The organism is Deltaproteobacteria bacterium (genome assembly GCA_011375175.1).
In the GTDB taxonomy this organism is placed as follows: Bacteria; Desulfobacterota; GWC2-55-46; order GWC2-55-46; family DRME01; genus DRME01.
This window is the reverse complement of record DRME01000072.1, coordinates 1-22,667: the sequence shown is the minus strand read 5'-3', so window position 1 is coordinate 22,667 and position 22,667 is coordinate 1. Positions and strand designations below refer to the sequence as shown.

At 64.6% G+C, this 22,667-nt stretch carries 17 protein-coding genes; 4 read left to right on the top strand and 13 right to left on the bottom strand.

The annotated features are described in order from the left end of the window. Positions 1 to 49: 49 nt before the first annotated feature. The 13 genes from ENJ37_06145 to ENJ37_06085 all read right to left on the bottom strand — a co-directional run bounded on the left by ENJ37_06145 (position 50) and on the right by ENJ37_06085 (position 17,314). The gene (locus tag ENJ37_06145) at positions 50 to 370 is read right to left on the bottom strand and encodes a DUF3343 domain-containing protein (protein ID HHL40067.1); all 321 of its coding nucleotides are present in this window, start codon (positions 368 to 370) and stop codon (positions 50 to 52) included. A 392-nt stretch (positions 371 to 762) separates the two neighbouring features. Then, positions 763 to 1,575, bottom strand: coding sequence for a hypothetical protein (locus tag ENJ37_06140; protein HHL40066.1), 813 nt, complete (start codon positions 1,573 to 1,575; stop codon positions 763 to 765). Positions 1,576 to 1,581: 6 nt separating this feature from the next. Then, positions 1,582 to 2,568, bottom strand: a complete 987-nt coding sequence (locus ENJ37_06135) for a 6-bladed beta-propeller (protein ID HHL40065.1) — start codon at positions 2,566 to 2,568, stop codon at positions 1,582 to 1,584. A gap of 19 nt (positions 2,569 to 2,587) precedes the next feature. Beyond that, entirely contained in the window at positions 2,588 to 3,859 is a 1,272-nt protein-coding gene (locus ENJ37_06130; protein ID HHL40064.1) for a hypothetical protein, read from the bottom strand. 11 nt (positions 3,860 to 3,870) lie between these two features. Beyond that, a complete protein-coding gene (locus tag ENJ37_06125; GenBank protein ID HHL40063.1) occupies positions 3,871 to 5,856 on the bottom strand; it encodes a hypothetical protein in 1,986 nt (661 codons plus the stop codon). Beyond that, positions 5,849 to 7,402, bottom strand: coding sequence for a hypothetical protein (locus ENJ37_06120; protein ID HHL40062.1), 1,554 nt, complete (start codon positions 7,400 to 7,402; stop codon positions 5,849 to 5,851). Before ENJ37_06120 ends, ENJ37_06125 begins: the two co-directional genes overlap by 8 nt. Positions 7,403 to 7,743: 341 nt before the next feature. Beyond that, the gene (locus ENJ37_06115) at positions 7,744 to 8,313 is read right to left on the bottom strand and encodes a hypothetical protein (protein HHL40061.1); all 570 of its coding nucleotides are present in this window, start codon (positions 8,311 to 8,313) and stop codon (positions 7,744 to 7,746) included. Further along, positions 8,310 to 8,873 carry a methyl-accepting chemotaxis protein gene (locus ENJ37_06110; GenBank protein HHL40060.1) on the bottom strand — a complete coding sequence of 188 codons (564 nt, stop codon included), beginning with the start codon at positions 8,871 to 8,873 and terminating at the stop codon, positions 8,310 to 8,312. The genes ENJ37_06115 and ENJ37_06110 overlap by 4 nt, the downstream gene beginning before the upstream one ends. A gap of 49 nt (positions 8,874 to 8,922) precedes the next feature. After that, on the bottom strand, positions 8,923 to 10,137 hold the full coding sequence (locus ENJ37_06105) for a hypothetical protein (GenBank protein ID HHL40059.1): 1,215 nt from the start codon (positions 10,135 to 10,137) through the stop codon (positions 8,923 to 8,925). Between the two features lie 4 nt (positions 10,138 to 10,141). Beyond that, complete coding sequence (locus ENJ37_06100; GenBank protein HHL40058.1) at positions 10,142 to 12,541, bottom strand: hypothetical protein; 2,400 nt, start codon at positions 12,539 to 12,541, stop codon at positions 10,142 to 10,144. Between the two features lie 161 nt (positions 12,542 to 12,702). Further along, on the bottom strand, positions 12,703 to 13,290 hold the full coding sequence (locus tag ENJ37_06095) for a hypothetical protein (GenBank protein ID HHL40057.1): 588 nt from the start codon (positions 13,288 to 13,290) through the stop codon (positions 12,703 to 12,705). 261 nt (positions 13,291 to 13,551) lie between these two features. Next, positions 13,552 to 15,687 carry a hypothetical protein gene (locus tag ENJ37_06090; GenBank protein ID HHL40056.1) on the bottom strand — a complete coding sequence of 712 codons (2,136 nt, stop codon included), beginning with the start codon at positions 15,685 to 15,687 and terminating at the stop codon, positions 13,552 to 13,554. Between the two features lies 1 nt (position 15,688). After that, on the bottom strand, positions 15,689 to 17,314 hold the full coding sequence (locus tag ENJ37_06085; GenBank protein ID HHL40055.1) for a hypothetical protein: 1,626 nt from the start codon (positions 17,312 to 17,314) through the stop codon (positions 15,689 to 15,691). 635 nt (positions 17,315 to 17,949) lie between these two features. On the opposite strand from ENJ37_06085, the gene ENJ37_06080 reads away from it, so the two are divergent. From ENJ37_06080 to ENJ37_06065, 4 genes are read left to right on the top strand one after another with little or no spacing between them, the layout of a single operon-like run. Then, entirely contained in the window at positions 17,950 to 19,533 is a 1,584-nt protein-coding gene (locus tag ENJ37_06080; protein HHL40054.1) for a radical SAM protein, read from the top strand. Further along, positions 19,041 to 20,351, top strand: coding sequence for an outer membrane lipoprotein carrier protein LolA (locus ENJ37_06075; protein ID HHL40053.1), 1,311 nt, complete (start codon positions 19,041 to 19,043; stop codon positions 20,349 to 20,351). The genes ENJ37_06080 and ENJ37_06075 overlap by 493 nt, the downstream gene beginning before the upstream one ends. Further along, positions 20,338 to 21,090 carry a TVP38/TMEM64 family protein gene (locus tag ENJ37_06070; GenBank protein ID HHL40052.1) on the top strand — a complete coding sequence of 251 codons (753 nt, stop codon included), beginning with the start codon at positions 20,338 to 20,340 and terminating at the stop codon, positions 21,088 to 21,090. The genes ENJ37_06075 and ENJ37_06070 overlap by 14 nt, the downstream gene beginning before the upstream one ends. Further along, complete coding sequence (locus tag ENJ37_06065; protein ID HHL40051.1) at positions 21,071 to 22,561, top strand: B12-binding domain-containing radical SAM protein; 1,491 nt, start codon at positions 21,071 to 21,073, stop codon at positions 22,559 to 22,561. The genes ENJ37_06070 and ENJ37_06065 overlap by 20 nt, the downstream gene beginning before the upstream one ends. The last annotated feature ends 106 nt before the right edge of the window (positions 22,562 to 22,667 follow it).

Below are 22,667 nucleotides of genomic sequence, written 5' to 3'. Positions count from 1 at the left end.
CCGAAAGCGGAGGCCACGCCTTCGCGCGGGGAACCGGCCGCGCGGCCGGTCAGACGGCGACGTAACGGGCCCCCTCTCTGCGGTAGACGGCCCTGACGGCAGGGCCGCCCCGCTCCAGGGCTTCCATCGCAGCCGAGAGCGCTCCTTCGCCATCGACGGCGATGACGAGGTCGCAGGCCCTGTCCATCCCCCTGGGCCCGGGCATGAGACGGAAGGCGGCGCCCGCCTCCCTGAGAACGCTCTCGGCCTTGAGGGCCTTGTGGGCGGAGCCGAAGGTGAGGATATACTCGCTCACATGACAATCCTGAAGCCGAGACGTCCCAGTCGTCAAGAACGGCCGGAGATGGACTCCGACCGAGAAAGCTCCGATTCATTGCACCGGGGGAAACTCTCTGTAGAAGGGCCACAGGCCCGCGTTTCCCCCTGCCCCATCGTATGTTATTCGGATCTTCGGCTGTACCGGGGGGGCGGCCCGCGCCAGGCGGGATTTTTTTACGCCTTTGCGGCCCGACCCCCCGGTACAGCCTCCGAGGAGCCGACGCGGGCAATCTGGGGGAAACTTTCTGTAGAAGGGCCATAGGCCCACGTTTCCCCCAGACCCCCTTCAAAGACTTTTAATTCCCTGCGGCTCATCCCGATTTTGCAAGCAAAATCGGGATGAGCCGCAGGGCGTTGAAAGTTTTTGGAGGGAGTCTGAGGGAACCGTGGGTCTGTGACCCTTTTACAAAAAGGTTCCCTCAGTGCAATAAATCAGAGCTTCCTCTACTTTATGCCCATGGTTTTCTTCTTGACCTTGTGGCAGCGCTGGCAGTTCTCGAACCCCTTGGGCTGAAAGGCCACCTTGCCGTGACAGCGGCCGCAGTACTTGCCTTCCCAGACGTCGTACATGGTAAAGACGTTGGCACCCTTCTTGGCGACGAATATGCCGGGATGGCAGACCTTGCAGCCCAGCCAGTAGGAGTGCACTTTGTGGGGGAAGAGGACGTTGGCCATGAGCCGGTCGTTGATCTCGAAGACTATGTCCAGGTCGTAGGGCGCGTCTTCTATCTCGCGCTCCACGTCCTCGAGGGTTATCTCCTTGCCCTTCTTGACCTCTCCGCTGTCGCTGAGCTTGAGCATCACGTCCGAGGAGACGGCCCACTGCCAGTAGTCCCTCTGGTACTCGCCCTTGACCTTCTTGTTCAGAAGCCCCGCCCTGGGCATGATGATCCCCTCCTGTACCGAGGCCGTCCAGTCGGGATAGCCGAACTTGTCCTTGGGGAAGGCCCGCAGGGCCTTGGGTAGCGAGGATGCGCTGCGGTAGGCCGGCGGGATCCAGGGGTCCGGTATCTCCAGCGACGAGGTCTCCTCGCCCCTGAAACGCTCCTCCAGCGCCGCCTTCCTGTCCTGCTCGGCGAGCCTCAGGGCCTCGGCAGTGCTGAAGGATACGGAGCCCTTCCTGTAGACCGGCACGGTGTCCAGGCCTGGATGCTCTTCGAGGAGCGCCGGGTTGTCAACCCTTTTTACCGGCGGCTCGCAGCCGACGAGCAGGAGCGCGGCCGCGAGGACCACTGTTGTGAGGAGAGGGCGGGACATGGGGGGTCATCCCTTCTCGCCCTTGAAGACCTGTATCCTCGTTACGTCTATCGTATAGAGCCTGCCCTCCCCGTCGAGGTAGATGTAGAAGGGGTAGGAGAGCTCGCCCTCGCGGAAGCCGGGCCTTGAAATGGCGCGCAGGAATATGCCGCTGCGGTCGTAGACGAGGACCATGCCGCCGTGGCGGTCGGCGACGTAGATATGGCCGTTGCGGTCCACGGCGATGCTCGTGGGGAAGCGCAACATGCCCCGTCCCGTGCCGCGCCTGGAAAAACTCTTGACCACCTCGCCACTGCCGTCGAATATATAGATGGTGCCGCTGAGCGTGTCGATGGCGTAGACCTCGCCGTTTTCGGCCACCCTCACGTCGGCGAAACCGGTGAGCCTCTCGTCGCCCGGCACGGTGTACTGGGCCACGAAGACGCCGTCGCCGTCCAAGGCCAGTATCCTCTTGTTGAGCTTGTCGACGACGTAGAGTGTGTCGCTGCCGTCGATGGCGATCCTGCCGGGGATGAAGGGCTCTCCGGCCTCGGGCACGCCGCTTGGTTCGATGGGCTCGACCACGTTGTTGCGCACGTCTATCCTGAGGATGGCGGCCTTGCCGCTGTCCACCACGTAGAAGAGACCGGCGCTGTCCTTGACGATGCCGGAAGGGAGGTCGAATTCCTCGAGGTAGAGCTCGGCCAGGTACTTGTACTCGTTGTCGAAGGAGACGAGACGCCTGTTGCCCGTGTCGGCGACGTATATGCGCTTTTTCACCTCGTCGAAGAAGAGGGCCGAGGGGTTCTTGAGCCGCCCTATCATCTCGTTGCCGCTGATGACGGCCAGCATCTCGGTCCCCTCGTCCTGCGACGATACGGCCTGCGGCGCAACAAGGGAGACCGCAACGGCGGCCGCGGCGAAGAGGCTCCGGCCCAGCACAGCCCGCACCGAAGCAGCCGGGGCGCGCTCGCTCACTCCCGCCGGCGCCGACCTGTAAATCCCAGAAGCCATGAAACTCACTCCCTCTCTCTTAAACCTGGTGACACTGTATGCACAGCCCCCTGTCCTTCTCGTCGCGCAGTATCGTCTCCTCCGGCGAGCCCATGGGGTTGTGGCAGGTGTTGCAGTCCATGGCGCCTCCCGAGCGGGGATCGATGACGTCCTCTCCTATGGGATGGGTGAAAGTGCCCTGTGTGGCGTGGCACCGCGACGACGAGCAGGTCTCGGCCCCGCGGGCCATGAGGAACGGCTCGTTGGAGCCGTGCGAGGCGTGGCACTCGGTGCACTTTTCGAGGTCGGGATGGACGTAGAGGCTGTCGGCGACGAACTGCCTGGCGTCGCTGTGACATCTATAGCAGATGCGCGACTCCTTGTCCCTGAGCAGCGCCATGCGGTCCGAGCCGTGGGGGTTGTGGCAGTTGGAGCAGGCGTTGCCGCCGCCGGGAGCCGGCATGAGGTGGCTCGCCAGCTTGTTGAAGCCTTCCATGACCTTTTCGTGGCACTTCAGGCACACCGCTATGCCGGGCCTGACCTCGCCGCCGTCGGCTCCGCTGTGGCAGGCGGCGCAGTCCTTCTTCTCGAAGGGGTCGTGGAGCGAGGCCCTGAGGATGGCTCTCCTGTCCGACGAGTGGGGGCTGTGACAGCCGAGGCAGTCGGTGCCGGCCACCTCGTAGGGGCATGGGATGACGGGCGCGCCGTCCTTGTAGTGGCAGCGGGCGCACACCGAGTTCCTGTCGGCGGTGAGAAGTCCCACGTTGTCGGAAGAGTGCGGGTTGTGGCACGCCGTACAGTGGTCCTTTTTCACCTCCGGGTGGACGTTGGCCCCCGCCACTATCTCATCGCGCTTGTGGCAGAGGTAGCAGCCCTTGCCGCCGGCCACCTTCAGGAGTCCGGCGTTGTCGGAGACGTGGGCCTCGTGACACTCGAGACAGCGGCCCGAGGCGTAGGGGGCGTGGAGCACCGCGCCCTTGAAGCCCTCGTCCTGCTCGTGGCAGTTGAAGCAGAGCCTGCCGCCCTCCTCGCTGAGCAGCCCGGCGTGCCTGGAGGCATGGGGGTTGTGGCAGGCCGTGCACTTGCCGAGCTCGACGGGCCTGTGCTGGTAGGGCTTGGCCGCCAGGGCGCGTGACGTGTCGTGGCACTCGGCACAGAGCTGCTTTGTCACCCTGTGACTCACCTCGCCCGCCTCCGCCGCGGCCGGCCCGAGGACCGAGGCGGCGAGCAGGGCGGCGGCGCCGGCGAGGGCCGTTAGGGCGCCCGCCGCGGGCCGTCTCCGTCGCTTTGCGTATACCATCCTCTTAACCATCGACTGCGCCCTCAAAGCTTCTGGTGGCACTTTTCGCAGAGTCTCTTGCGGAAGGGTTCATGCTTCACCTTGTGGAGCAGCTTGGCGTCCTCGGCCGCGTGGGGCTCGTGACAGCCGAGGCACTCGACCCCCTCGGTCGGGATGCCTCCGTGGGCCGCGGCGTACCCGGGTGTCTTCATGCGCTCGCCGTGGCACTCCACGCACAGGGCCGCGCCCGTGGCGACGAGGAGGTTGTCGTTGTCGCCGACGTGGTGGTCGTGGCAACTGTCGCACCGCCCCTCGGAGACGGGCTTGTGGCTGGTGAGCGATATGTCCTTGAGCCTTGCCTGGAGGCCGTCGTGACAGGAGTAGCAGAGCGCGTCGAGCGGCCTGGGCAGCGAGCCCTCGATCTTGCTGCCGTGGGGCATGTGGCAGACCAGGCACCTGCCCTGCGATATGGGCCTGTGCCTCGTCGGCGCACTGTCGAAGGCGGCCTTCGTCTCTTTGTGGCACTTGTAGCACAGCGAGCTGTCCACGGCCAGAAGCTGCATGGCGTTCACGCTGCCGTGGGCGTCGTGACAGCTGAGGCACTCGCCGCGGCTCACCACGGGGTGCTCTCCCGCCATGTCCCGAAGCTTTGCGTAGCTCTCATGACACGTGAAGCACAGCTCCCGGCGCCCGCTCTTGAGGAGCCCCTCCCTCGCAGAGGCGTGGGGCGAGTGGCAGGCCGTGCAGGCCCCTTCCCTCACCTTGGGGTGCATGGAGACCTTGGTGAAGCGCTCCTTCTCGGCGCTGTGGCAGCCGTAGCAGAGCGGACCAAGCGCCGCGGTAAGCTGGGACGGCTCGTCCGAGGCGTGGGGGTCGTGGCAGTTGAGGCAGTCGCCCTCGCGTATGGGGGCGTGCGTCACGGCGTCGGCAAAGCCGTCCCTGGAGTGGCACTCGTAGCAGAGGGCCGCGCCCGTGGCCTTGAGGATCATCCTGTTGTCCGAGCCGTGGGGCAGGTGGCAGGCCGAGCACTTCCCCTCCTCCACCACGCCGTGGACGAACTTCCTGTCGTGACGGGCCGCCGAGTCGGTGTGGCAGCCGTAGCAGAGCTCTTTCTGGGGCCTTGAGAGGATGCTCTCGTAGTCGGAGACATGGGGGTCGTGACAGGTCGTGCAGCGCCCCCCGGCCACGGGCTCGTGGCTGTGGGTCCTGTTGAACTCGGCCCTCTGCTCGTCGTGGCACTCGTAGCATAGCCGCTCGCCGCCGACCTTGAGGGCAAGGGGGGGGCTGGAGTCCGGTCCCCGGTGGCAGTCGGCGCAGGCACGCCTTGCGAAAGGCTCGTGGACGTAGGCCCTCACGAGCCGGTCCTTGTCGGTCGAATGGGGCTCGTGACAGGCCAGGCAGGCCGTGCCCTCGACGTCGTAACCGGAGTGGCCGCTGCGGAAGGCCGAGGCCCCGGGGTCATGGCAGTCCAGGCACAGTCTGTCGCCCTCGGCCCTGAGTCCGAAGGGAAGGTCCGAGGCGTGGGGGTCGTGGCAGCTCATGCAACCCTTCTCAACCGCGCCGTGGACCGTCTTGCCTCCGCTGTAGGAGTCCCTGTCGTGGCACTGGTAACAGAGGTCGTTGCCCGCGGCGCTGACAAGCCCCCTGCTGCCGGGCGCCCTGTATGACGAATGCGAGTCGTGACAGAAGAGGCACTTGCCGTCCCCGAAGGGCCGGTGGACGCTCTTCTTCTCCAGCGTCTTTTTCTGCCCCTCGTGGCACTGGTAGCACAGCGGCGCGCCGTCGGAGCGCAGGCTCAGGCCGCCGAGAAGACCGTGGGGCTTGTGGCACTCCTCGCACCTGTTCTCCGCCACCGGGGCGTGCAGGGTTCCGGCCTTGTACTTGTCGAGCGATGCCTGATGGCAGTCGACGCACTGCTTCCTGAAGGCCTTTTTGGGCTGAGGCGCGCACCCGCCGGCAAGGCCGACCGCAACGGCAAGGAGCAAAAGACTCAAGACCCTGTAGATCCTCAACTCTCCCTCCTCACTCACCGCTTATCCGCTTGAGTTCGTCCTCGTTTATCTCGATGGGGACGTGCTCTCGCAGACGCGCCACATAGGCGTTGAGCTGCTCGTCGAACTTCTCCCTGCCCAGGCGCTTCACGATGGAAGACCTGACCTTTTCAACGGGCACGTACTCGCCCTTGCTCATCTCCAGCAGCTTTATTATGGCGTACTTGCCGTTGAGCGTGAATGGACCGAGGATATCGCCCTTGTGGGACCTGTAGAAGAGGGTGTATATCTCCCGCGCAAAGACGTTGACCGGCACCGACGTCATGAGCCCGCCCTTCTCGGCAGAGGAGTCTATGGAGCGCTTCTTGGCGAGATAGGCGAAGTCGGCCCCCTTGCGCAGCTCTTCGAGGAGCGAGAGGGCCTCGTCCTCGGTCTCGACGATGATGATCCTGAAGTCCACCTCATCGGGCTTGCGGTAGCGCTGCTTGTTCTCCTCGTAGAACTTCTTCACCTCCTCGTCGGTGATGACCACGAGGGGGCGTATGATCTCGCGCTTGAAGATGTCGACGAGGAGCTTTTCCCTGTAGGCGGCAAGCTTTTTGCGGACCTCTTCGTCCTCCTCGTAGCCCCTTGAGAGGGCCTCGTGGTCGAGGGCGCGGTGGAGTATGAGCGCGTCGAGGCGGCGGCGCATCTGCTCCGGGCCGGGCACGCTGTCACGGTTTACGAGCTCCACGGCGTAGATTGGGTCGCCGTCCACCTCGGCCACGACCCTCTCGCCCAGGTCCGGGTCGTCGAGGGAGATATCCTCGAGGTTCTCTTCGTAGACGACCACCTGGGCCTTGGACTTGACGGCCTCGAAGTACTCCTTCTCCCTGGCCGAAACCTTCTCCCTGTAAATCTCGCGCCAGATGTTGCCCTTCTCCACCGCCGGGAGGGCCTCGAACCTCTCTTCCGGGGTCTTGGTCTCCTCGGGCTGCTCCTTTTCTTCCTCCCCCTCCTCCTCGGCCTTCTTCCTGCGCTCCTCTTCGGCCTTGCGGAGCCGTTCGAAGAAACGGGCCTTGACCTCGTCGTCGGTGACGGTCACCTTGTCGAGCACCTCTTCCTGGCGGAGCCTTTCGAGAAAGAGGTTGAGCCGGAAGGTGTCGTACCTGCTTCTGAAGAGCGCCCCCTCGTCAAGACCGAGACTCTCGCTGTCGAGGATGATGAGCTTTTTGTCTATCATCTCGTCGAGGAAGGCGCGGTAGTTCTGTTTTGTGAAGGATTTGTCGTGGCTTTCGGCCAGGGCCTTGCCGACGCGGTTAGACGTATGGAGCTTGTTTACGGCCTCGACGAACTCCCCGGTCGTTATGACCTTCTCGCCCACCTTGGCGAGGTAGGGCTCCCGGGGCGAGGAAAAGGGCCAGAACCCGAAAGAGCGGCCCGGAAGCAGAAGGACCGTCAGGACGACAAGAAACCTTGCAAAGAGTGCGAAGCTGTTCACGATCTCCCTTGATGCGGCGGACCGGACGGCGGAGGCCGCCTGAAAGTTCCCGTCCGCCGGTATGCCGTCGAAGAGCCCCGGCGGACGCCTTCTATCCGTGACCATGGGCCGGGAAGACTTGCCGGCTCCGTCCGACGCGGGGCAAGCGCCGCGGGCTTTGCGCGCCAGCGGCCCACGGCTGCATGGCGGCCGTCTGGCTCGGAAGGCTGCGTGGTCCCTGCGCGAACCCCCAAGGCCCCGGGCTTCCGTGACCGCGGCCTTTCCCCTTCACGCCCCTTCGCGCCCCGGACGGCCGGTTCGATTGCAGAACTCTCACCCCGGGTATGACCTGGCTGGCGGCTTTCCAGACCTTCACGCCCCGCGCGGCCGGTTCGACTGTAAAACTTAACACAAGAGCGCCGGCCTTTTCCAGGGATTTCTTGACTCCCTCCCCGGCGTTCGCGCCGTCAAATGAGGGTCTCTATCATCTCTCTCACGACGGTTCCGGCAAGACCGGTCACGGTCCTTATCTTGCCGAAGTCGAAGATTATTATGAAGTCGTCGCCCCGGCGCTTGACGTGGTGCGACCAGACGATCCTGCCCGTGGCGGAGTCGATCATCCTCGCCGAGAGCGAGACCACGGGCACCGACGAACTCTTGGAGGCGTCCTCGAACTCCTCGACCTGGCCCACTATGACGGCGTCCACGTTGAGCCGCTTGCCGAGTATCCGCACCCTGTCCAGCTCCATCTCGCCGAGGCTGTCTATGCGTTCCTGAATGAGAAACTGCATGACGTTGCCGGGCTCTTCCACGTCGAAGAGGCCGGTCTTGAAGAGCTCGGTGATGAATATGTTGGAGACTATGCGGCCGGCGTCGCGCCTGCCGCTTATATTGCTGAAGGGGATGACGGCTATCTTGTGTATGGCCGAGAGGTCCGGCCGCGGCACCCTTGCCCGGCGGGCGTAGCAGCCGGCGGAGACTGAAAGCAGGGAGACGACGAGGACGGCGAGGCAGGCGGCGGAGAATACGCGTCTCATAGCTTGAATTCTTTCAGTGTCTCCCTCAGGCGGCTCTCCACGTCGGCGAGCCTGGTGTCAGTCTCCGCTCCGCCGCCTCCGGCGCGCAGCCCCTCCAGTTCCCTCGCCGCCGACTTCACCTCGGCGAGCCTCTCCCTGAAGTTGTCGACCACCTCGTTGAGGGCCGTCACGAGATCGGTGAGTTCGTCGCCCTCGCGGAGTCTGAACCTGACGGTCAGGTCCCCCCTGGCCAGCCTCTCCTTTATGTCCTTTTCCAGCCTGTAGACCGGTCCCGCTATGTTGCGCGGGAAAAAGAGCGTCAGCACCGCGGCCGCCGCGACGCCGAGCACAAGCGATATGCCGATGACCGGCAGGAGGTAGTCGAGGAAGTTCCTGGCCTGCACGTGGAACTGCCTGTAGGAGCCCGATATCTCCTGGTAGCTGTAGAGATAGAAGACGATGGATGTGGCGGCCACGGAGCAGAGCACTATGATCATTATCCTGGCGAAGATCCTCAGTTGCATGGCACGCTTTATGCTGAAGTTCAACATGCGCCTTCTGTCTTTAACCCTGTCTTCCATTTGCCATACCGCCTTTTATTGAAGTGGACACGGCTCCGCCATCGTGGTGTCACATAAAAGGCTCGCCGATGTGGCATTCTACGCAGAGGTCCCTGTTCTTGTCGAGCCTCGAAAAGTGCCTCGCGTCGCCGCCGTGAGGATAGTGGCAGGTTACACACGTCAGGAGGCCGTGCTCGATGGTCGGCAGGTTCGGCGGGATGCGCGTCTTTCTGCCGTCGCTTCTTACGGCCACGGGGTGCGATACGCCGTCGGAGTGGCACTTGAGGCAGGCGTCGATCTGGACGTATCGGCTCCTGCTCCCCGTCGCGCCGTGTCCTCCGGCAGCGGCTCCCGGGCCCGCGGCCGGGGCGCCCGCCTCCGAGACGCGCACGACGGCCCGCGACGGTCTCCTGGTCCTGACGAGCAGGTGGATCAGGCCCGTTGCCGGGACCTTGACGAAGTCTTCCGCTCGAAGCGAGGGCTTCTCCAACCCGCCGCCGGGGTTTCTCTTCTCCCGCAGGCGCCTGGGCTTTCTGGCGTCGAGGATGTACTCCTTGGAGACGCCCCTGTTGCCGAAGATGTCGGTGGAGACGACGCGGAAGCGGTAGACCTCGGCCTTGAGGCCCTTGAGGACGGCCCTGTGCTCCTTGGAGTAGACCTGCGGCGCGGGCGATCTCTCCAGGACCACGGCGTCGCGGGGGCCGTACTCGATGTACGAGGTCGCGGCCTTGTCGGTCTTCCAGTCGATCACCGACTCGATGAAGACGGCCTGCTTCACCCCCACCACTTTGACGTCCGTCGCCCTGGGCTCCCGGCCGTCGTCCTTAAGCGAGCTGCTCACGGACCGGGGGTCGAGGTCGAAGCCGGCCTTACCGATGACGCGGCCGCGCTCGTCCTCGATGGTGAGGTCCACCCTGTAGGTCGAGCCGGCCTTGTCGGCGGCCACGGGTATGTAGCGTCTTCTCAGCCCGCCGGGTCCCTTGATCGTCTTCGTCCCGCCCGCCGCGGCGCCGAAGCGTCTCGACGGAGAGGTGCTGACGCGGTGGCAGATCGTGCAGTTGCCCTGGATGACCGGCGTATGGGGGAAGCGGTACGAGGCGATCCTGCCGTAGATGTCGACGAGACCGCGCTTGCGCGCTTCGGGACCGGCATGGCAGCGGCGGCAGTCGCCGCCCCTGGGCTGCGCCAGCCCGTCGCCGCTTATCACTGGTGACATGGCAAAGATGGAGAGGATGACGGTGAAGGGAAGAACCTTGAAAGTGAACTTCGACGCTCTTCTTTTCATCTAATCAGAAATCCTTCATCATGAAACCGCCGTCGCCGCGCAGTTCGGCAAAGGGTCGCTTGCGTGAGAGGATCGTGGGCAGCGCCTTGGAATACTTGAAGGGATTGCCGGCCTTGTCGGTGGCCGTCACGACAAAGGCCATCTTGCTGAGGTCGTAGTCCCGGCCCACGGGGTACTCGACCCGCGATGGAAGCGCTCCTTTTCCGTCTATTATGTCGAGTATCCGGCCGTCGAGGTCCTGGATGGCGATCTGCCAGCGCTCTATCTTCTCCTGCGGGTCGTAGTCGAAGGAGAAGATGAGCTTGTCCCTGACGAACTTGCGCAGCTCCTCCACGTCGACCTTGACCTTGTCGAGCTTGAAGGGGTTGCCGGCCCTGTCTGTGGCCGTCACCGAATAGGCGAGGTTCGTCGCGTCAACGCCCGGAGCCACGGGGTACTCGATTTGCCGGGGCAGGGGCCCCTCGCCGTCGATGACGTCGAGGACCTCGCCGTCCTCGCCGAGTATGGATATCCGCCACGACTCTATGGGCTCGCTCGTGTCGTAGTTGAACGAGAAGATGAGCTTGTCGGAGACCCGGTCCTCAACCTTGATGTTGGTGAGCCTCATGGGGTTGCCGACCTTGTCGACGGCCGTCACCACGAAGGAGAGCCCGCTTGCGTCCACCCCCTCCTTCAGGGGGTATTCGAGGCGCTCGGGCAGGGGGCCCTCGCCGTCGATGACGTCGATTTCGGCGCCCGAGGCGTCGAGTATGGCGAGTCTCCAGGCGCTTATCTCCTCGCTGCGGTCGTACCTGAAGGAGAAGATGAGCCCGCCCTCTTCTTCGCCTCTGTCGAGGTCTATCCACACGTTGGAGAGCTTTGTGACGTTGCCGTCGCTGTCGACGACCGATACGGAGCAGGTCATCCTCTCCACGTCGAGCCCGGCCTTGAGGGGATAGTCGAGCCGCTCGGGCAGGGGGCCCTCGCCGTCGATGATGTCGATCACCCGGCCGTCCTTGTCGTTTATGGTGAGCCGCCAGGACCTGACCCTCTCGCGCCCCTCGTAGTTGAAGCCGAATATGAGCTTGTCCTTCGCCCTGACGGGCCCCCTCACCTTGTCGACGTCGACCTTGATGTCGGGCGGCTTGTTCTTGACCTGGAGCTTGCCGTCGACGGTGCTCGTGTTGCCCGCCGGGTCCTTGATGATGAACCTGTAGGTGTAGGTGCCGTCGTCGACCATGCGCCTCTTGTCGGTCTCGCCCTTCCAGACGAGCCCCTTGGGGAGACTGCCGAAGCCCCTGTCGTTTCTGATGACGAGGCCGTCGGCGTCGAGTATCTCCATCTTCCATTCGTCGACGATGTCGAAGTTGTTGAGCCTGGGCGTGAAGATGACGTAGCCGCGCCTTCTGGGGGCGAAGATCGTCCTGGAGAGGGAGACGTCCACGTCGGGCGGAGTTGTGTCCACGCTCACCTGGGCGGCGGCGTCGAAGACGAAGGCCTTATGGGAGTCCCTGGGGCGGGCGATTATGGTCACCGGATAGAGCCCCTCCCGCCGGGGGGCCGGTATCTCGGCGTCGTAGTAGCCGCCGCGAGAGCGGCGCAGCTCGGTCTGGCGGCCGTCGATGACGGCCGTGACCGCCGCGGGCAGCTCGCCCTTGAGGCTCAGAAACCTCACGCGCAGGTCGATGGGCTGCCCCCCCTTGGCCACCTTGGGGTTCAGGTATATCTTCTCTATCTCGTAGGGACTCAGCTCCGAGAGCTCGACGGCGTAGCTGTCGGGCAGACCGGCGACGAGGCGGTGCACGATCCTCTCCGAGAGTGTTTCCGGCGAGGTGATCGTCCCGAGGCCGAGTATGCCCTGGAAGTCGAGCCCGGCGTAGGCGAGGTTATCGGCCCACATGATGGAGCCGTCGACGGTGTTGACGAGCCTCATGTTGATGCTCACCGCCGAGTCGCGCCCCTCTGCGGAAAAGAGGTCTATCGATCCGAGCAGCACGGCGTCGATGCCGAAGATCTTGCGCATCTCGCGCACGCTGGTCCTCGTGATGGCGCCGGTGTAGCGGATGCGTCTCTTGGCCAGGTACTCGTCGACGAGCCTGGCGCCGGAGACCACGCGCCAGCCCCTGCGCCCGATCTCCTGAGCGACCATGTCCGCCACGAGCTTCGAAGCGCCGGGGTAGTCGGTGAGGTTCTCGAAGGGGAGTATGGCGATGCTGTCGATCTCGACTCTCTGCGACGAAACCTCGTCGCCGTGACGGGCCGACACCGACGCCCATGCGCTCGGCGGGGCGGACAGGTCCGCCGCCGTGAAGAGAAGGACCGCTGCGGCCACCAGTGTCGCCGCGAGACTGCGCGGCAGGCGGCCGGGCGGGGAACCTTCACGGGTCACAGGCAAACCGACAGCTATTTGGAGGATGCCTTTCATAACGAATCATCCTTAGCCGCTTGGCGGCCTCTTCCCGGCGACGGCAGCGGGTCCCGGGCGATCCCGGCGCAAGCCGCTCCCCTACCGCCTCCCGTCACACCCTTGTTCGCGGGGGCCGCCCCCGCCCGGAGCCGGCAAGAACCGCACTCTGCGCTCCGGCCTCAGACCAGCGTGTCCAGTGCCCTCTTCACGGCCCGCTGGGTAAGGACGCTCTTGTCTATGTCCTCCAGGCCGATGAGCTTGCGCCATATGCTGCCGCCCAGCTCCGTTACGCTCACCTGCCAGAGGATGATCCCCGAGCTCGTGTCGAGCATCCTCAGCGAGATGGAGACGACCGTGTTGCCGCCGTAGCGTCCTCCCGAGTACTCGTCGACGCTTCCGAGGATGACGGCCTGCACGCCGAGACGCTGCTCTATGAGGTTGAGCGTCTCCTTGTCGACCTGCACCGCCCTCCCCTCTTCGAAGCCCTCTTCCCTGAAGATGATGCTCAGGACCTTGGAGACCTCGCCCTGCTCCATGACCTCGAAGACCTGGCGGCTCATGAGGTCGACGGTGACGATGCTGCGCACCCGCTCTCCGGCGTAACGGTCCTCGCTCAGGTTGTTGAAGGGCAGCACGGCCACCTTCTTGATGTAGGAGAAGTTGGCCGAAGGGCTTATGTATATGAGCGATGTGGGCGCGCAACCCCCTGCCAGCAGCGCCGCAAGCACAAGACCGCAAACGATGTGTCTTCTCAGTAAATTATACATTATCCCCTCATGGCTTTCAATGGTTTTATATGTTACACTTTTCAAACCGAAAACAATCGTACTACGGGGGAGCGACAAAAGACGCCGATGAACCCGCAAATCCGGCCGGTCCGACCGGGACCTCCGGAAAAACAGGTTCGTACGGAGATTTATTAAAAAAAATTAACCAATAGGCATTATACCTTTCAATCCCTGACAGTTCAACCACTTTTCTTCCTTTTCCGGCGCATTCCCTCCGTTTGCCCGGCGCCGCGTCCTCCTCTATTCGAAGCGGGCCGAGAACCTGGCGTAAAAGGAGTCCACCTTGGTGACGACGCTCCTGCTCACATCCTCCGTCTCCGCCCTGTTGTAGCCCACCGAGACGGAGAGCTTGCGTATGGGGCTCCAGCTGAGGTCCAGGCCCGCGTTCGTTGTGGTATCGGTCAGGCCGTAGCGCATGTTGAGCTGGAAGGCGGCGGTCGGCAGCCACGCCAGCGTGACGATCTTCGCATCCGTGGGCTCCATGGTCCATACCATGGAGAGGTAGAGCTTGCGCGTCGGCGTGTAGGAGAGCATCATCTCCAGAGAGTTCAGGTCCGAGTCCCTGGTGCCGGACTTGGAGTGCACGCTGCTGGAGATGAGGCCGCCGTTGAAGATGACCGTCACCGTCTCCCAGGGAGTGAGCCGCAGGTTGTAGAGATGGGAGACGGAATCGGTGGTCTGGTCGGAGCGGAACTCCTCTATGTTCGTGACCGTCGAGGTCAGAGTGAGGTCTATGCCGGAGTAGAGGACCATGTTGGCGGCCAGGTTGGCGTTGCGGTTTGTCGATATCATTACGCCGTCCTCCTTGGAGTCGAAGCGGCCGAAGGTGAGGCTCGAGCTCAGGGTGTCGAGGGGGTTGGAGCTGAGGGTGAGCGTGTAGTTGGAGCTCTCCGTCTCGAGGGAGGTGGCGGTTGTGGTGCCCGCGAGCCGCTGGGAGGAATCGAGGATGTTGCGCGACAGGCCCGACTGTATGACGAGGTAGCGCGGCGAGACGACGAGGCTTGAGTTCACGGCGTGGGTGACCGACGTGTTCTCAAGGTCGTTCGAGTCCTGCCTGAAGTGTTCGAACGACAGGTCATAGCGGATGTTGAACCACGAACGCGGGGAGAAGGCGAGGCTGAAGCCGCCGAAGTCCCTGTCCGTGCCGAAGGTGATCGTCTCCTTCGGCGTCGTGAGGATATATCTCAGGGCCTCGATCTCGGTGGCCGACACGGTCTGCGAGACGAGCGGCACCTGGGTGTTGACGACCTTGAAGTACTTGGCGCTCGTCTCGACGAAGTTGAAGACCAGGCGCTTGAAGGCCGAGTCGTAATTTATCGTCAGGCCCGTGACCGCCTTCCAGTTGGTGCCGTCGTTGCTCCAGTAGACGTACCAGCCGTAGTTCCTGAAGACGTTCTGGAAGTTGGTGTAGTCGGTGGTGGTGATGTAGTAGTAGAGCTTGTGGATCGTCTGGGGCAGCGTGAACTTCAGACCGATGCTCCTGTAGGGCTGATCGAGGTCGATGCCGGCGGAGCTCGACGTGTTCTTGTCGGTGAGCTCGGTGACGACGCCGGTGTCGACGAGCGTCGTCACTGCGGGCGTGTCGTCAAAGGGGACGTAGAAGCCGAAGTCGGGGCTCGCCGTCTCTTCGAACCTCGTGGGCGTGCCGATGCTCGTGCTCTTGGTCTCCTGGGTGTAATAGCCGGCGTAGCCCCTCACCCAGAGCGCCTTCCTGAAGAACGAGCGCGCCAGGTTGGCCGTCACGTTGTGTGTCGGCGACTCGGTCTCCACGTCCGAGACCCTGTCCTCGGTGACGGTGTTGTTGAAGGAGTAGCTCAGGGCCACGTCGGTGTCGAGGAGCGTGGTGTTGTAGTCGGCCGTGGCGCCGAGGATGCTCGAGACGGAGTCGGTCTTCTTGGGGACGGCGAAGTCCTCCATGGTCGACCGGTTGTAGGTGAGCGAGACGGAGGGCCACTTCTCGAAGGGGAGCACGAGCGAGGCGTTGAGGATCGACGTGGAGAGGCGGTCCCCCTCGGACGGAGCCGTCTCGGTCCTGCTGAACCCCATGGTGAAGTAGTAGAAGCTCGGCGGCCTGAAGTCGAGGGTGAGCTGCGGGAAGAGGCTCTCGCTCTTGTCGCCGTCCACATCCGAGACGGTGAGCCGCACGTCGGCGGCGAGCCTTATGGTCCTTGTCAGGTCCCGGCTGAAGCCGAGGGTGTAGCCCTGGACCAGGCGGACCTGCTCGGTGTCGAGGGTCGCGCTGCGGGTCCTGGACTTCTGGTAGTTGAGGTCCGCCTGGGCGTAGACGTCGGCCATGGCCCGGCCCGAAAGGGGCCACAGCCACAGCGCCGCCAAGGGCAGCGACACAAGGAGCTTTGCCAGGGGAGATCGTCTCATGTCACCTGTCTAAGATGAGAAGCCCGTAAGGATTTTCCCCGACGCGAAGCTCCTTCAAGAGCCTTTCGGCGAAGGGGTCGGCCACGGAGACGGTGTCGCCGTTGAAGTTGGAGATATAGAGGCGGTTGCGGCGCTCGTCGCCGGCGAAGGCGATGGGGCCGGGGCCTGCCGGTATGGTCCTGGTGGGGACGTTGAGCGTGTTGAAGAAGGTCAGGGTATCGACCGCCGTGTTGGCCACGAAGAGCCTGCCGCCGAAGCCGACTGCGCCCCGTCGCGGCGGGTCCACGACGGTGAACGTGCTCACCACCTTGCGCTGCGACGGCGAGACTATGTTTATCCTGTTGGCGCCCTCGCAGAAGACGTAGACCGAGCCGTCCTTGACCGCCACCCCGCCGGGGTTCTGGTCGACGGGCACGACGGCCACCACGCGGTCGTCGACGGCGCTTATGATGTGCAGGTCGTTGGACCTCTCGTTGACCACGTAGAGCTCGCGGCGCTCCGGGTCCGATGCTATGAAGGCGGGCCTCATGCCCACGGGGATGACGCCGATGACGCGCCTTGCGGTTGTGCTCACGACGGTCACGTCGTTGCTGATGCGGTTGACGATGTAGAGCTTCCCGTCGGCCGCGCCCTCCCTCTCCGGCATGAAGGCTATGTCCGTGGGATCCACGCCGGTGGTGAGGACGATCCTGTCGAGCACCTGGAGGTGGACGGCGTCGACGACGGTGATCTCGCCGGAGCCGCGGCCCACGACGTAGATACGGTTGGCCGTCTCGTTGAGGGCCATGCCCATGGGCCGCGAGCCCACCGTCACGGCGCCGACCACCCTTTCGAGGCTGCGGTCTATGATGGAAAGGTAGTTGGAGCCGCTGTTGGAGACGAAGAGCAGAAGCCCCCGGGCCGAGTGGACCTGGACCTCCATGGCGATGTCGGGCGAGAAGCGGTACCCCTTTTCAATCGACCTGTCGGCGTCCCAGGCAAAGGAGAGGACCGTGCTCTCGCCGCGCTCGAGCTTGAGCTGCCTTGTGAAGACGACGGTGCCCTCGGGCTCGGGCAGCGCAAGGCTCACCCTCTCGCCCTCGCCCCCCGTGGAGGCCCGGCTCACAACGAGCCTCACGGCCTTGTAGGCGCCCGGCCTTACGAAGCTCTCGCCAAGGAAACGCTGACCGGCCGCAAGCACCCTGGAGTCGACGTCTATCGTCCTGTCGACGAGGGTCCCCCACTCACCGTCGGCCGACTCTATCTCTATGGACTCTATGGTGAAGGCCACTTCCGGCGGCGACGGCGACGTGGAGTGGATGTAGAGGAGCAGCCTCGATGCCGCCGGGTCGAAGGAGCCCCTCCCGCCAAGCGGCACAGCCTCGCAGGAGAGCAGCACAACGGCCGCCAGAGAGAGCACGGCCCACGCCGGAACAAGACGTCTCATATTCCACCTGCCAACTCGATACGGATGCCCCGCCTGCCGCGGGCACAAAAAAACGCCTCGCTGGAGCGGCCCTCCCCCGATTGAGGCGTCCGTGCCTCGGTTCTTCGGCCGTACCGGGGTTCGGCCCGCGCCAGGCGGGATCTTTACGCCTTTGCGGCCCGAACCCCGGTACGGCCTCCCCGAGGCAACCGCCGCGGGCATACGACGCCCCCTTCAAAGACTCAGGCACACCATCCCACCTCCCCACCACGGCGGCGAGCCAGGAGGCTACTTACCATATCGGACGATGATTATCAATAGGAAGCTCTGATTTGTTTCACCGGGAGAGACTTTCTGAAAAAGGGCCACAGGCCCGCATTTCTCCCGGACCCATCGTATGTTATTCGGATGTTCGGCTGTACCGGGGGTTCGGCCCGCGCCAGGCGGGATTTTTACGCCTTTGCGGCCCGAACCCCCCGGTACAGCCCCCCCGAGACGGCCGGCACGGGCAGGACGCCCCCTTTAATTGCTCTGGGGGAAACTTTCTGTAGAAAGTTTCCCCCAGACCCCCTTCAAAGACTTTCGATACGAGTTGGTTTCCCCCTGTTTTGCCAGGCAAAACAGGGGGAAACCAACTCGCGTCGAAAGTTTTTGGAGGGAGTCTGAGGGAACCTTTTTTCAAAAAGGTTCCCTCAGGGCAATTATATAAGCTTATCGCATCGTGAGGGCCGCAACTTGAGTCCTCCCGTCCGAAGGCCCGAAGCGACGGCGCCGGTTCCATGTTTTTCCTTGCCAAGCTGGGTATTTTTTAATAAGATCAGCGGGCTTGATAAAGGCGTCTAACCAAGGAGACTGCCATGCTCGAATCGATCCATCCCGCAGAGGAGACTGTCGCAGGGGGGGTGGCCTGCACGCTGTCGGGCTCGCCCATCCCGCCGCTCACAAGGGGGCTGCCCAAGACGGTGGACTCCATATGCCCCGAGTGCCTGAAGGTGGTCAGGGCGCGCTACTTCGTCGAAGACGGCCGCGTCATGTCCGCCAAGACCTGTCCCGACCACGGCACGTTCCGGGACCTCGTCTTCTCCGACGCCGAGCTCTACCTCGAGCTCGAGGACTGGCACTTCGGCGACGGCCGGGGCCTTGAAAACCCGCAGGTTCGCGGCGCCGCGCGGTGTCCCTCGTCGTGCGGCATCTGCAACATGCACACCACCCACACCTCGCTCGCCAACGTGGACCTCACGGCCCGCTGCAACCTGAGCTGCAACGTCTGCTTCGCCGACTCGAACACCAATCCCTACGAGCCCTCCTACGAGGAGATCGTCTGCATGCTCGAGAGGCTCCGCGCCCAGCGGCCCGCGCCGGCGGCGACGGTCCAGTACACGGGCGGCGAGCCGACGGTGCACCCCAGATTCATGGACATCGTAAGGAAGACGCGCGAGCTCGGCTTCACGCACATCCAGTGCGCCACAAACGGGCTGCGCTTCGCGGACAAAGGCTTCGCCGCGGCGGCAAGGGAGGCGGGCCTCCAGTACCTCTATCTCCAGATCGACGGCACCGACGACGCCGTCTACGAGAAGATCCGGGGGCGCGGGCTCTTCGACAGGAAACTCGCCGCCATCGAGGGGGCGAGAGCGGCCGGGCTTCGCATAATCTTCGTGCCCACCATCGTCAGGGGCGTAAACGACGGCCAGATAGGACCTCTCCTGAGGCTCGCCTTCGAGAACCTCGACGTGGTGACGGGCATCTCGATCCAGCCCGTCGTCTTCACGGGCCGCTACCCCGAGGCCGAGCGCCTGGAAAAGCGTTACACGCTGGGCGACATGGCAAGGGACGTGAGCCTCCAGACGGGACTGACCGACCCGAGGACCGACTGGTTCCCCGTGAGCTCGGCTACCCCCTTCGTAAAGCTCGGCATGGCGCTCACGGGCCGGGACCTCACAAACCACACATGCCACCACCACTGCGTCATAGGCACGCTCCTCTTCGTGGACCGCCGGCGGCGCGCCGTGCCGGTGACGCGCTTTCTCGACTACAAGAAGGCCCTGGCCGACATCGACGCCCTTGCGGCCAGGGCGTCGAAACGCAGGTTCAGGCTCTTCTCGGACCTCAAGCTCCTCTCGATCCTCAAGAAACACTTTCACGGCGACAGGGCCCCGGAGGGGCTGACGTTCAGGAAGTTCCTCCGCACCCTCGACGGCTACACCGACAAGAAATACTCGTGGGACGAGGCCCACAAAGGCCACACCTACAAGACCTTCTTCATCCTCGGAATGCACTTCATGGACAACTACAACTACTCGATAGAGCGGGTGCGCCGCTGCGCCGTCCACTACTCGGCGTCCAACGGCAGGCTATACCCCTTCTGCACCTACAACTCCGGGCACACCTTCAGGCGCAAGGTCGAGCGCGCCTGGGCCGAGGCCGCCGGCGGGCGGACGTAGAGGAAGCGCCGGTGGCCGCCGGGGCGGGGCTGCGTGGGGCGGAACTGCGTGGGGGGCTGCGTGGGGGGCTGCGTTCCATGGGGCTCGCCGCGATGGGGTTAGCCGCAGTGTGGTTCGCCGCGATGGGGTTCGCCGCGGCGACGGCCCTCTCCGCCCACGCCGGCGGCGATGGCCTGGCTCCCGGCCCCTGCGAAGGCCCAGTGCTCGAGGGAGAGCGCCGGGCCGCCGAGCTCGAGCGGCTCCAGGGGCTCGCCGGGGCCGTGGAGACGCTCTCCGCGTCGTTCCGCCAGTACAAACGCACGGTCCTGCTGAAAGGGGAGATACGCTCCGGCGGCTCGCTCCTTCTCGGCCGTCCCGGTCTCATGCGCTGGGAGGTGACGGAGCCCGAAAGGCTCGTGGTCGTCTCGGACGGCCGGACCCTCTGGGTCTACAGCCCCGGGGAGGGCGTGGTCCGCAAGCGGGCCGTGGCGGACGACCCCGGCGTGCGCACCGCCATGGAGTTCTTCTCCAGGGCGACGCACTCGCTCGGCGCCCTGGAAGAGAGGTTCGTCGTGACCGTCCGCGACGGCGGCGCATACAGCGACCTTTCGCTGAGGCCGAAGAGCGCGCTCGCCGGCCGGTTCGTCGAGTCCCTGTGCATACGCTACGGCGGCGACGGCGCGCCGCGGCTCATCGAGCTGCGGGGCAGGGGCGGGGCGCTCACCAGGACCGAGCTCTTCGACGTGCGGCTCAACCCCCCTCTCCCGGCCGACGCCTTCACCTTCACGCCGCCCGAGGGCGTGGCGGTCCTCACCGGTGAGGAAGATGAGTTCTACTGAAAGGAGCGCCTGGGCGTGCGGGGACAGCCGCGGCGAAGCTCGGGACTCGGCGCAGTGGGGCCGCGGCGCCGGGGCCGGTCCCCTGAAACTCCTGGCATCGACGGCGGCCGTCGGCGCGGCCCTGGCGGTAGCCCTGAACCTTCCGGGCCTGGACGCCGCCTCGGTAAGGGCCTTCGTCGAGAGACAGGGGGCCGTCGCGCCCCTCGTCTTCATCGGGCTGTGCGCCGTGAAGCCGCTGCTCTTCTTCGTCCCATCCCTGGGACTGACCGTCGTGGCGGGCGCGCTCTTCGGCCCTCTTATGGGCACGCTCTACGTGGCCCTCGGGGGTATGGCCTCGACGGTCGTGGGCTTCTACGCGGCCCGCATCGTGCTGCGCGAGGCCGTTACGAAACACCTGGGGCGAAAGGCCCTGGTGCGGCGCATGGACGAGCGGTGGAGAGAGAAGGGTTTTTCAACGACCCTCATGCTGCGGCTCATGAACATACCGTGGGACCTCGTGAGCTACGCCGCCGGCCTCTCGCCGGTCCGCTTCCGCGACTTCTACCTGGCGAGCCTCGCGGCGCTGGGTCCGGTAAGCTTCGTCTTTACTTACTTCGGCCATTCGGTTACAATGATGCGGGGCTACAGCCTCCTCTACGCCACGGCCGCCGTAGCGGCCCTCGGCGCGCTGCCCCACGTGGTCAAGAGGCTCTCCAAACCGCAGGCAGCCGCGAACTCCCATGACAAGAGACGCCGATAACGCCCGTTGCGCCTGGCCGGGGAGCCCCCCGCAAGAAGGTCCGCGCCCCGTCCCATCCCGAGGCCTTCAGCGCCCCGCGGCTCCGCCTGTCTCGCGCGGAGAAAGGGGGCGGGGGCTCAACGGAAACCGTTTGAAGAAGGGCTGCCGCGGCAAAAGACTCCTTCTCGTCTCGCCGGTCGTCAAGGGCGGCATCATGGGCGAGGACTTCTTCTTCAGGCTCCCGACCCTGGGGCTTCTCAAGGTGGCGGCCCTGACACCGCGGGAGTGGGACGTGACCATAGTGGACGAGAAGGTGGAGGCGCTGGACCCGGGGGCCGACGCCGACCTCGTGGGCATAACGGCCATGACGCCCGCCGTGAAGCGGGGCTACGAGATAGCCGACGCCTTCAGGGAGCGCGGCATACCGGTCGTGATGGGGGGGATGCACCCGTCGAAGATGCCCGATGAGGCGCTCTCCCACTGCGACGCCGTGGTGGTCGGCGAGGCCGAGGGGCTGTGGCCGCGCCTGCTCTCGGACCTGGAGCGGGGGACCCTGCGCAGGATATACCGCCACGACTCCTACCCCGCGCTCGAGGGGCTCCCCCCCGTGGACTGGTCGCTCTACGAGGGCAAGCGCTACCTGCCGGTCCACTTCGTGGAGACCGCGAGGGGCTGTCCCCACGACTGCGAGTTCTGCTCGGTGACCAACTCCTTCGGCGCCACGTTCCGCACGAGGCCGCTTGAAGAGGTGGCCGCCGAGATCGCCTCGCTCAAACCCTTCGAGGGCCGCTTCATCCTCAGAAACGTCGTCTTCTTCGTGGACGACAACATAGTCGGCAACCGCCGCTACGCCCGCGCCTTCTTCGAGCGCATAGCGGACTTCAACCTCAAGTGGCTCGGCCAGGCCTCGGTCAACGCCGCGCGCGATCCCGAGATACTGAGGCTCATGCAGAAGAGCGGCTGCATGGGCCTTCTCGTGGGCTTCGAGACCCTCTCCGAGGAGAACCTAAGGCGCGTGGGCAAGAGCTTCAACCACCCCGAGGCCTACATCGACGTGGTGAGACGCTTCCACGACCACGGCATAGGTGTCGACGGGGCCTTCGTCTTCGGCCTCGACGGCGACGACGAGGGGGTCTTCGACAGAACGCTCGAGTTCGTGCTCAGGGCAAGGCTCGACATATGCTACATGTCCATACTCACCCCCTTTCCGGGCACGGCCCTATACGAAAGGCTCGACGCCGAGGGGCGCATCATCGACCGCGACTGGTCGAACTACACGACCAACACCGTCGTCTTCAGGCCCGGCAGACTCACCCCCGAGCGGCTCCTCGAAGGTTACCGCTCGGCTCTGCGCGAGGCATACTCCCTTTCCTCCATAGTCAGGAGGCTCTGGGGGGCGACGACGAAGAAAAACTTCTTCTGGCCCATGAACATAGGCTTCAGGCAGAGCGTGAGGAAGGCTTCGGCGGGGGCGGCTGCCCATGGGGCGTAAGGAGCGACACGGCCGCCTGCGCGTACTGGTGCTCGACGGCATGTGGAACAAGACGCTCGCCGTGGTGCGAAGCCTCGGCGAAAAGGGCGTCTTCGTGACGGCCGGC

What these genes read in the sequence shown, in the direction of transcription:
- ENJ37_06115 (HHL40061.1), bottom strand. Translation starts at nt 8,313, where the DNA reads ATGAGACGCGTATTCTCCGCCGCCTGCCTCGCCGTCCTCGTCGTCTCC.
- ENJ37_06070 (HHL40052.1), top strand. Translation starts at nt 20,338, where the DNA reads ATGAGTTCTACTGAAAGGAGCGCCTGGGCGTGCGGGGACAGCCGCGGC.
- ENJ37_06120 (HHL40062.1), bottom strand. Translation starts at nt 7,402, where the DNA reads ATGGTCACGGATAGAAGGCGTCCGCCGGGGCTCTTCGACGGCATACCG.
- ENJ37_06105 (HHL40059.1), bottom strand. Translation starts at nt 10,137, where the DNA reads ATGAAAAGAAGAGCGTCGAAGTTCACTTTCAAGGTTCTTCCCTTCACC.
- ENJ37_06140 (HHL40066.1), bottom strand. Translation starts at nt 1,575, where the DNA reads ATGTCCCGCCCTCTCCTCACAACAGTGGTCCTCGCGGCCGCGCTCCTG.
- ENJ37_06110 (HHL40060.1), bottom strand. Translation starts at nt 8,873, where the DNA reads ATGGAAGACAGGGTTAAAGACAGAAGGCGCATGTTGAACTTCAGCATA.
- ENJ37_06090 (HHL40056.1), bottom strand. Translation starts at nt 15,687, where the DNA reads ATGAGACGATCTCCCCTGGCAAAGCTCCTTGTGTCGCTGCCCTTGGCG.
- ENJ37_06080 (HHL40054.1), top strand. Translation starts at nt 17,950, where the DNA reads ATGCTCGAATCGATCCATCCCGCAGAGGAGACTGTCGCAGGGGGGGTG.
- ENJ37_06085 (HHL40055.1), bottom strand. Translation starts at nt 17,314, where the DNA reads ATGCCCGCGGCGGTTGCCTCGGGGAGGCCGTACCGGGGTTCGGGCCGC.
- ENJ37_06075 (HHL40053.1), top strand. Translation starts at nt 19,041, where the DNA reads ATGCCACCACCACTGCGTCATAGGCACGCTCCTCTTCGTGGACCGCCG.
- ENJ37_06065 (HHL40051.1), top strand. Translation starts at nt 21,071, where the DNA reads ATGACAAGAGACGCCGATAACGCCCGTTGCGCCTGGCCGGGGAGCCCC.
- ENJ37_06100 (HHL40058.1), bottom strand. Translation starts at nt 12,541, where the DNA reads ATGAAAGGCATCCTCCAAATAGCTGTCGGTTTGCCTGTGACCCGTGAA.
- ENJ37_06135 (HHL40065.1), bottom strand. Translation starts at nt 2,568, where the DNA reads ATGGCTTCTGGGATTTACAGGTCGGCGCCGGCGGGAGTGAGCGAGCGC.
- ENJ37_06130 (HHL40064.1), bottom strand. Translation starts at nt 3,859, where the DNA reads ATGGTTAAGAGGATGGTATACGCAAAGCGACGGAGACGGCCCGCGGCG.
- ENJ37_06095 (HHL40057.1), bottom strand. Translation starts at nt 13,290, where the DNA reads ATGTATAATTTACTGAGAAGACACATCGTTTGCGGTCTTGTGCTTGCG.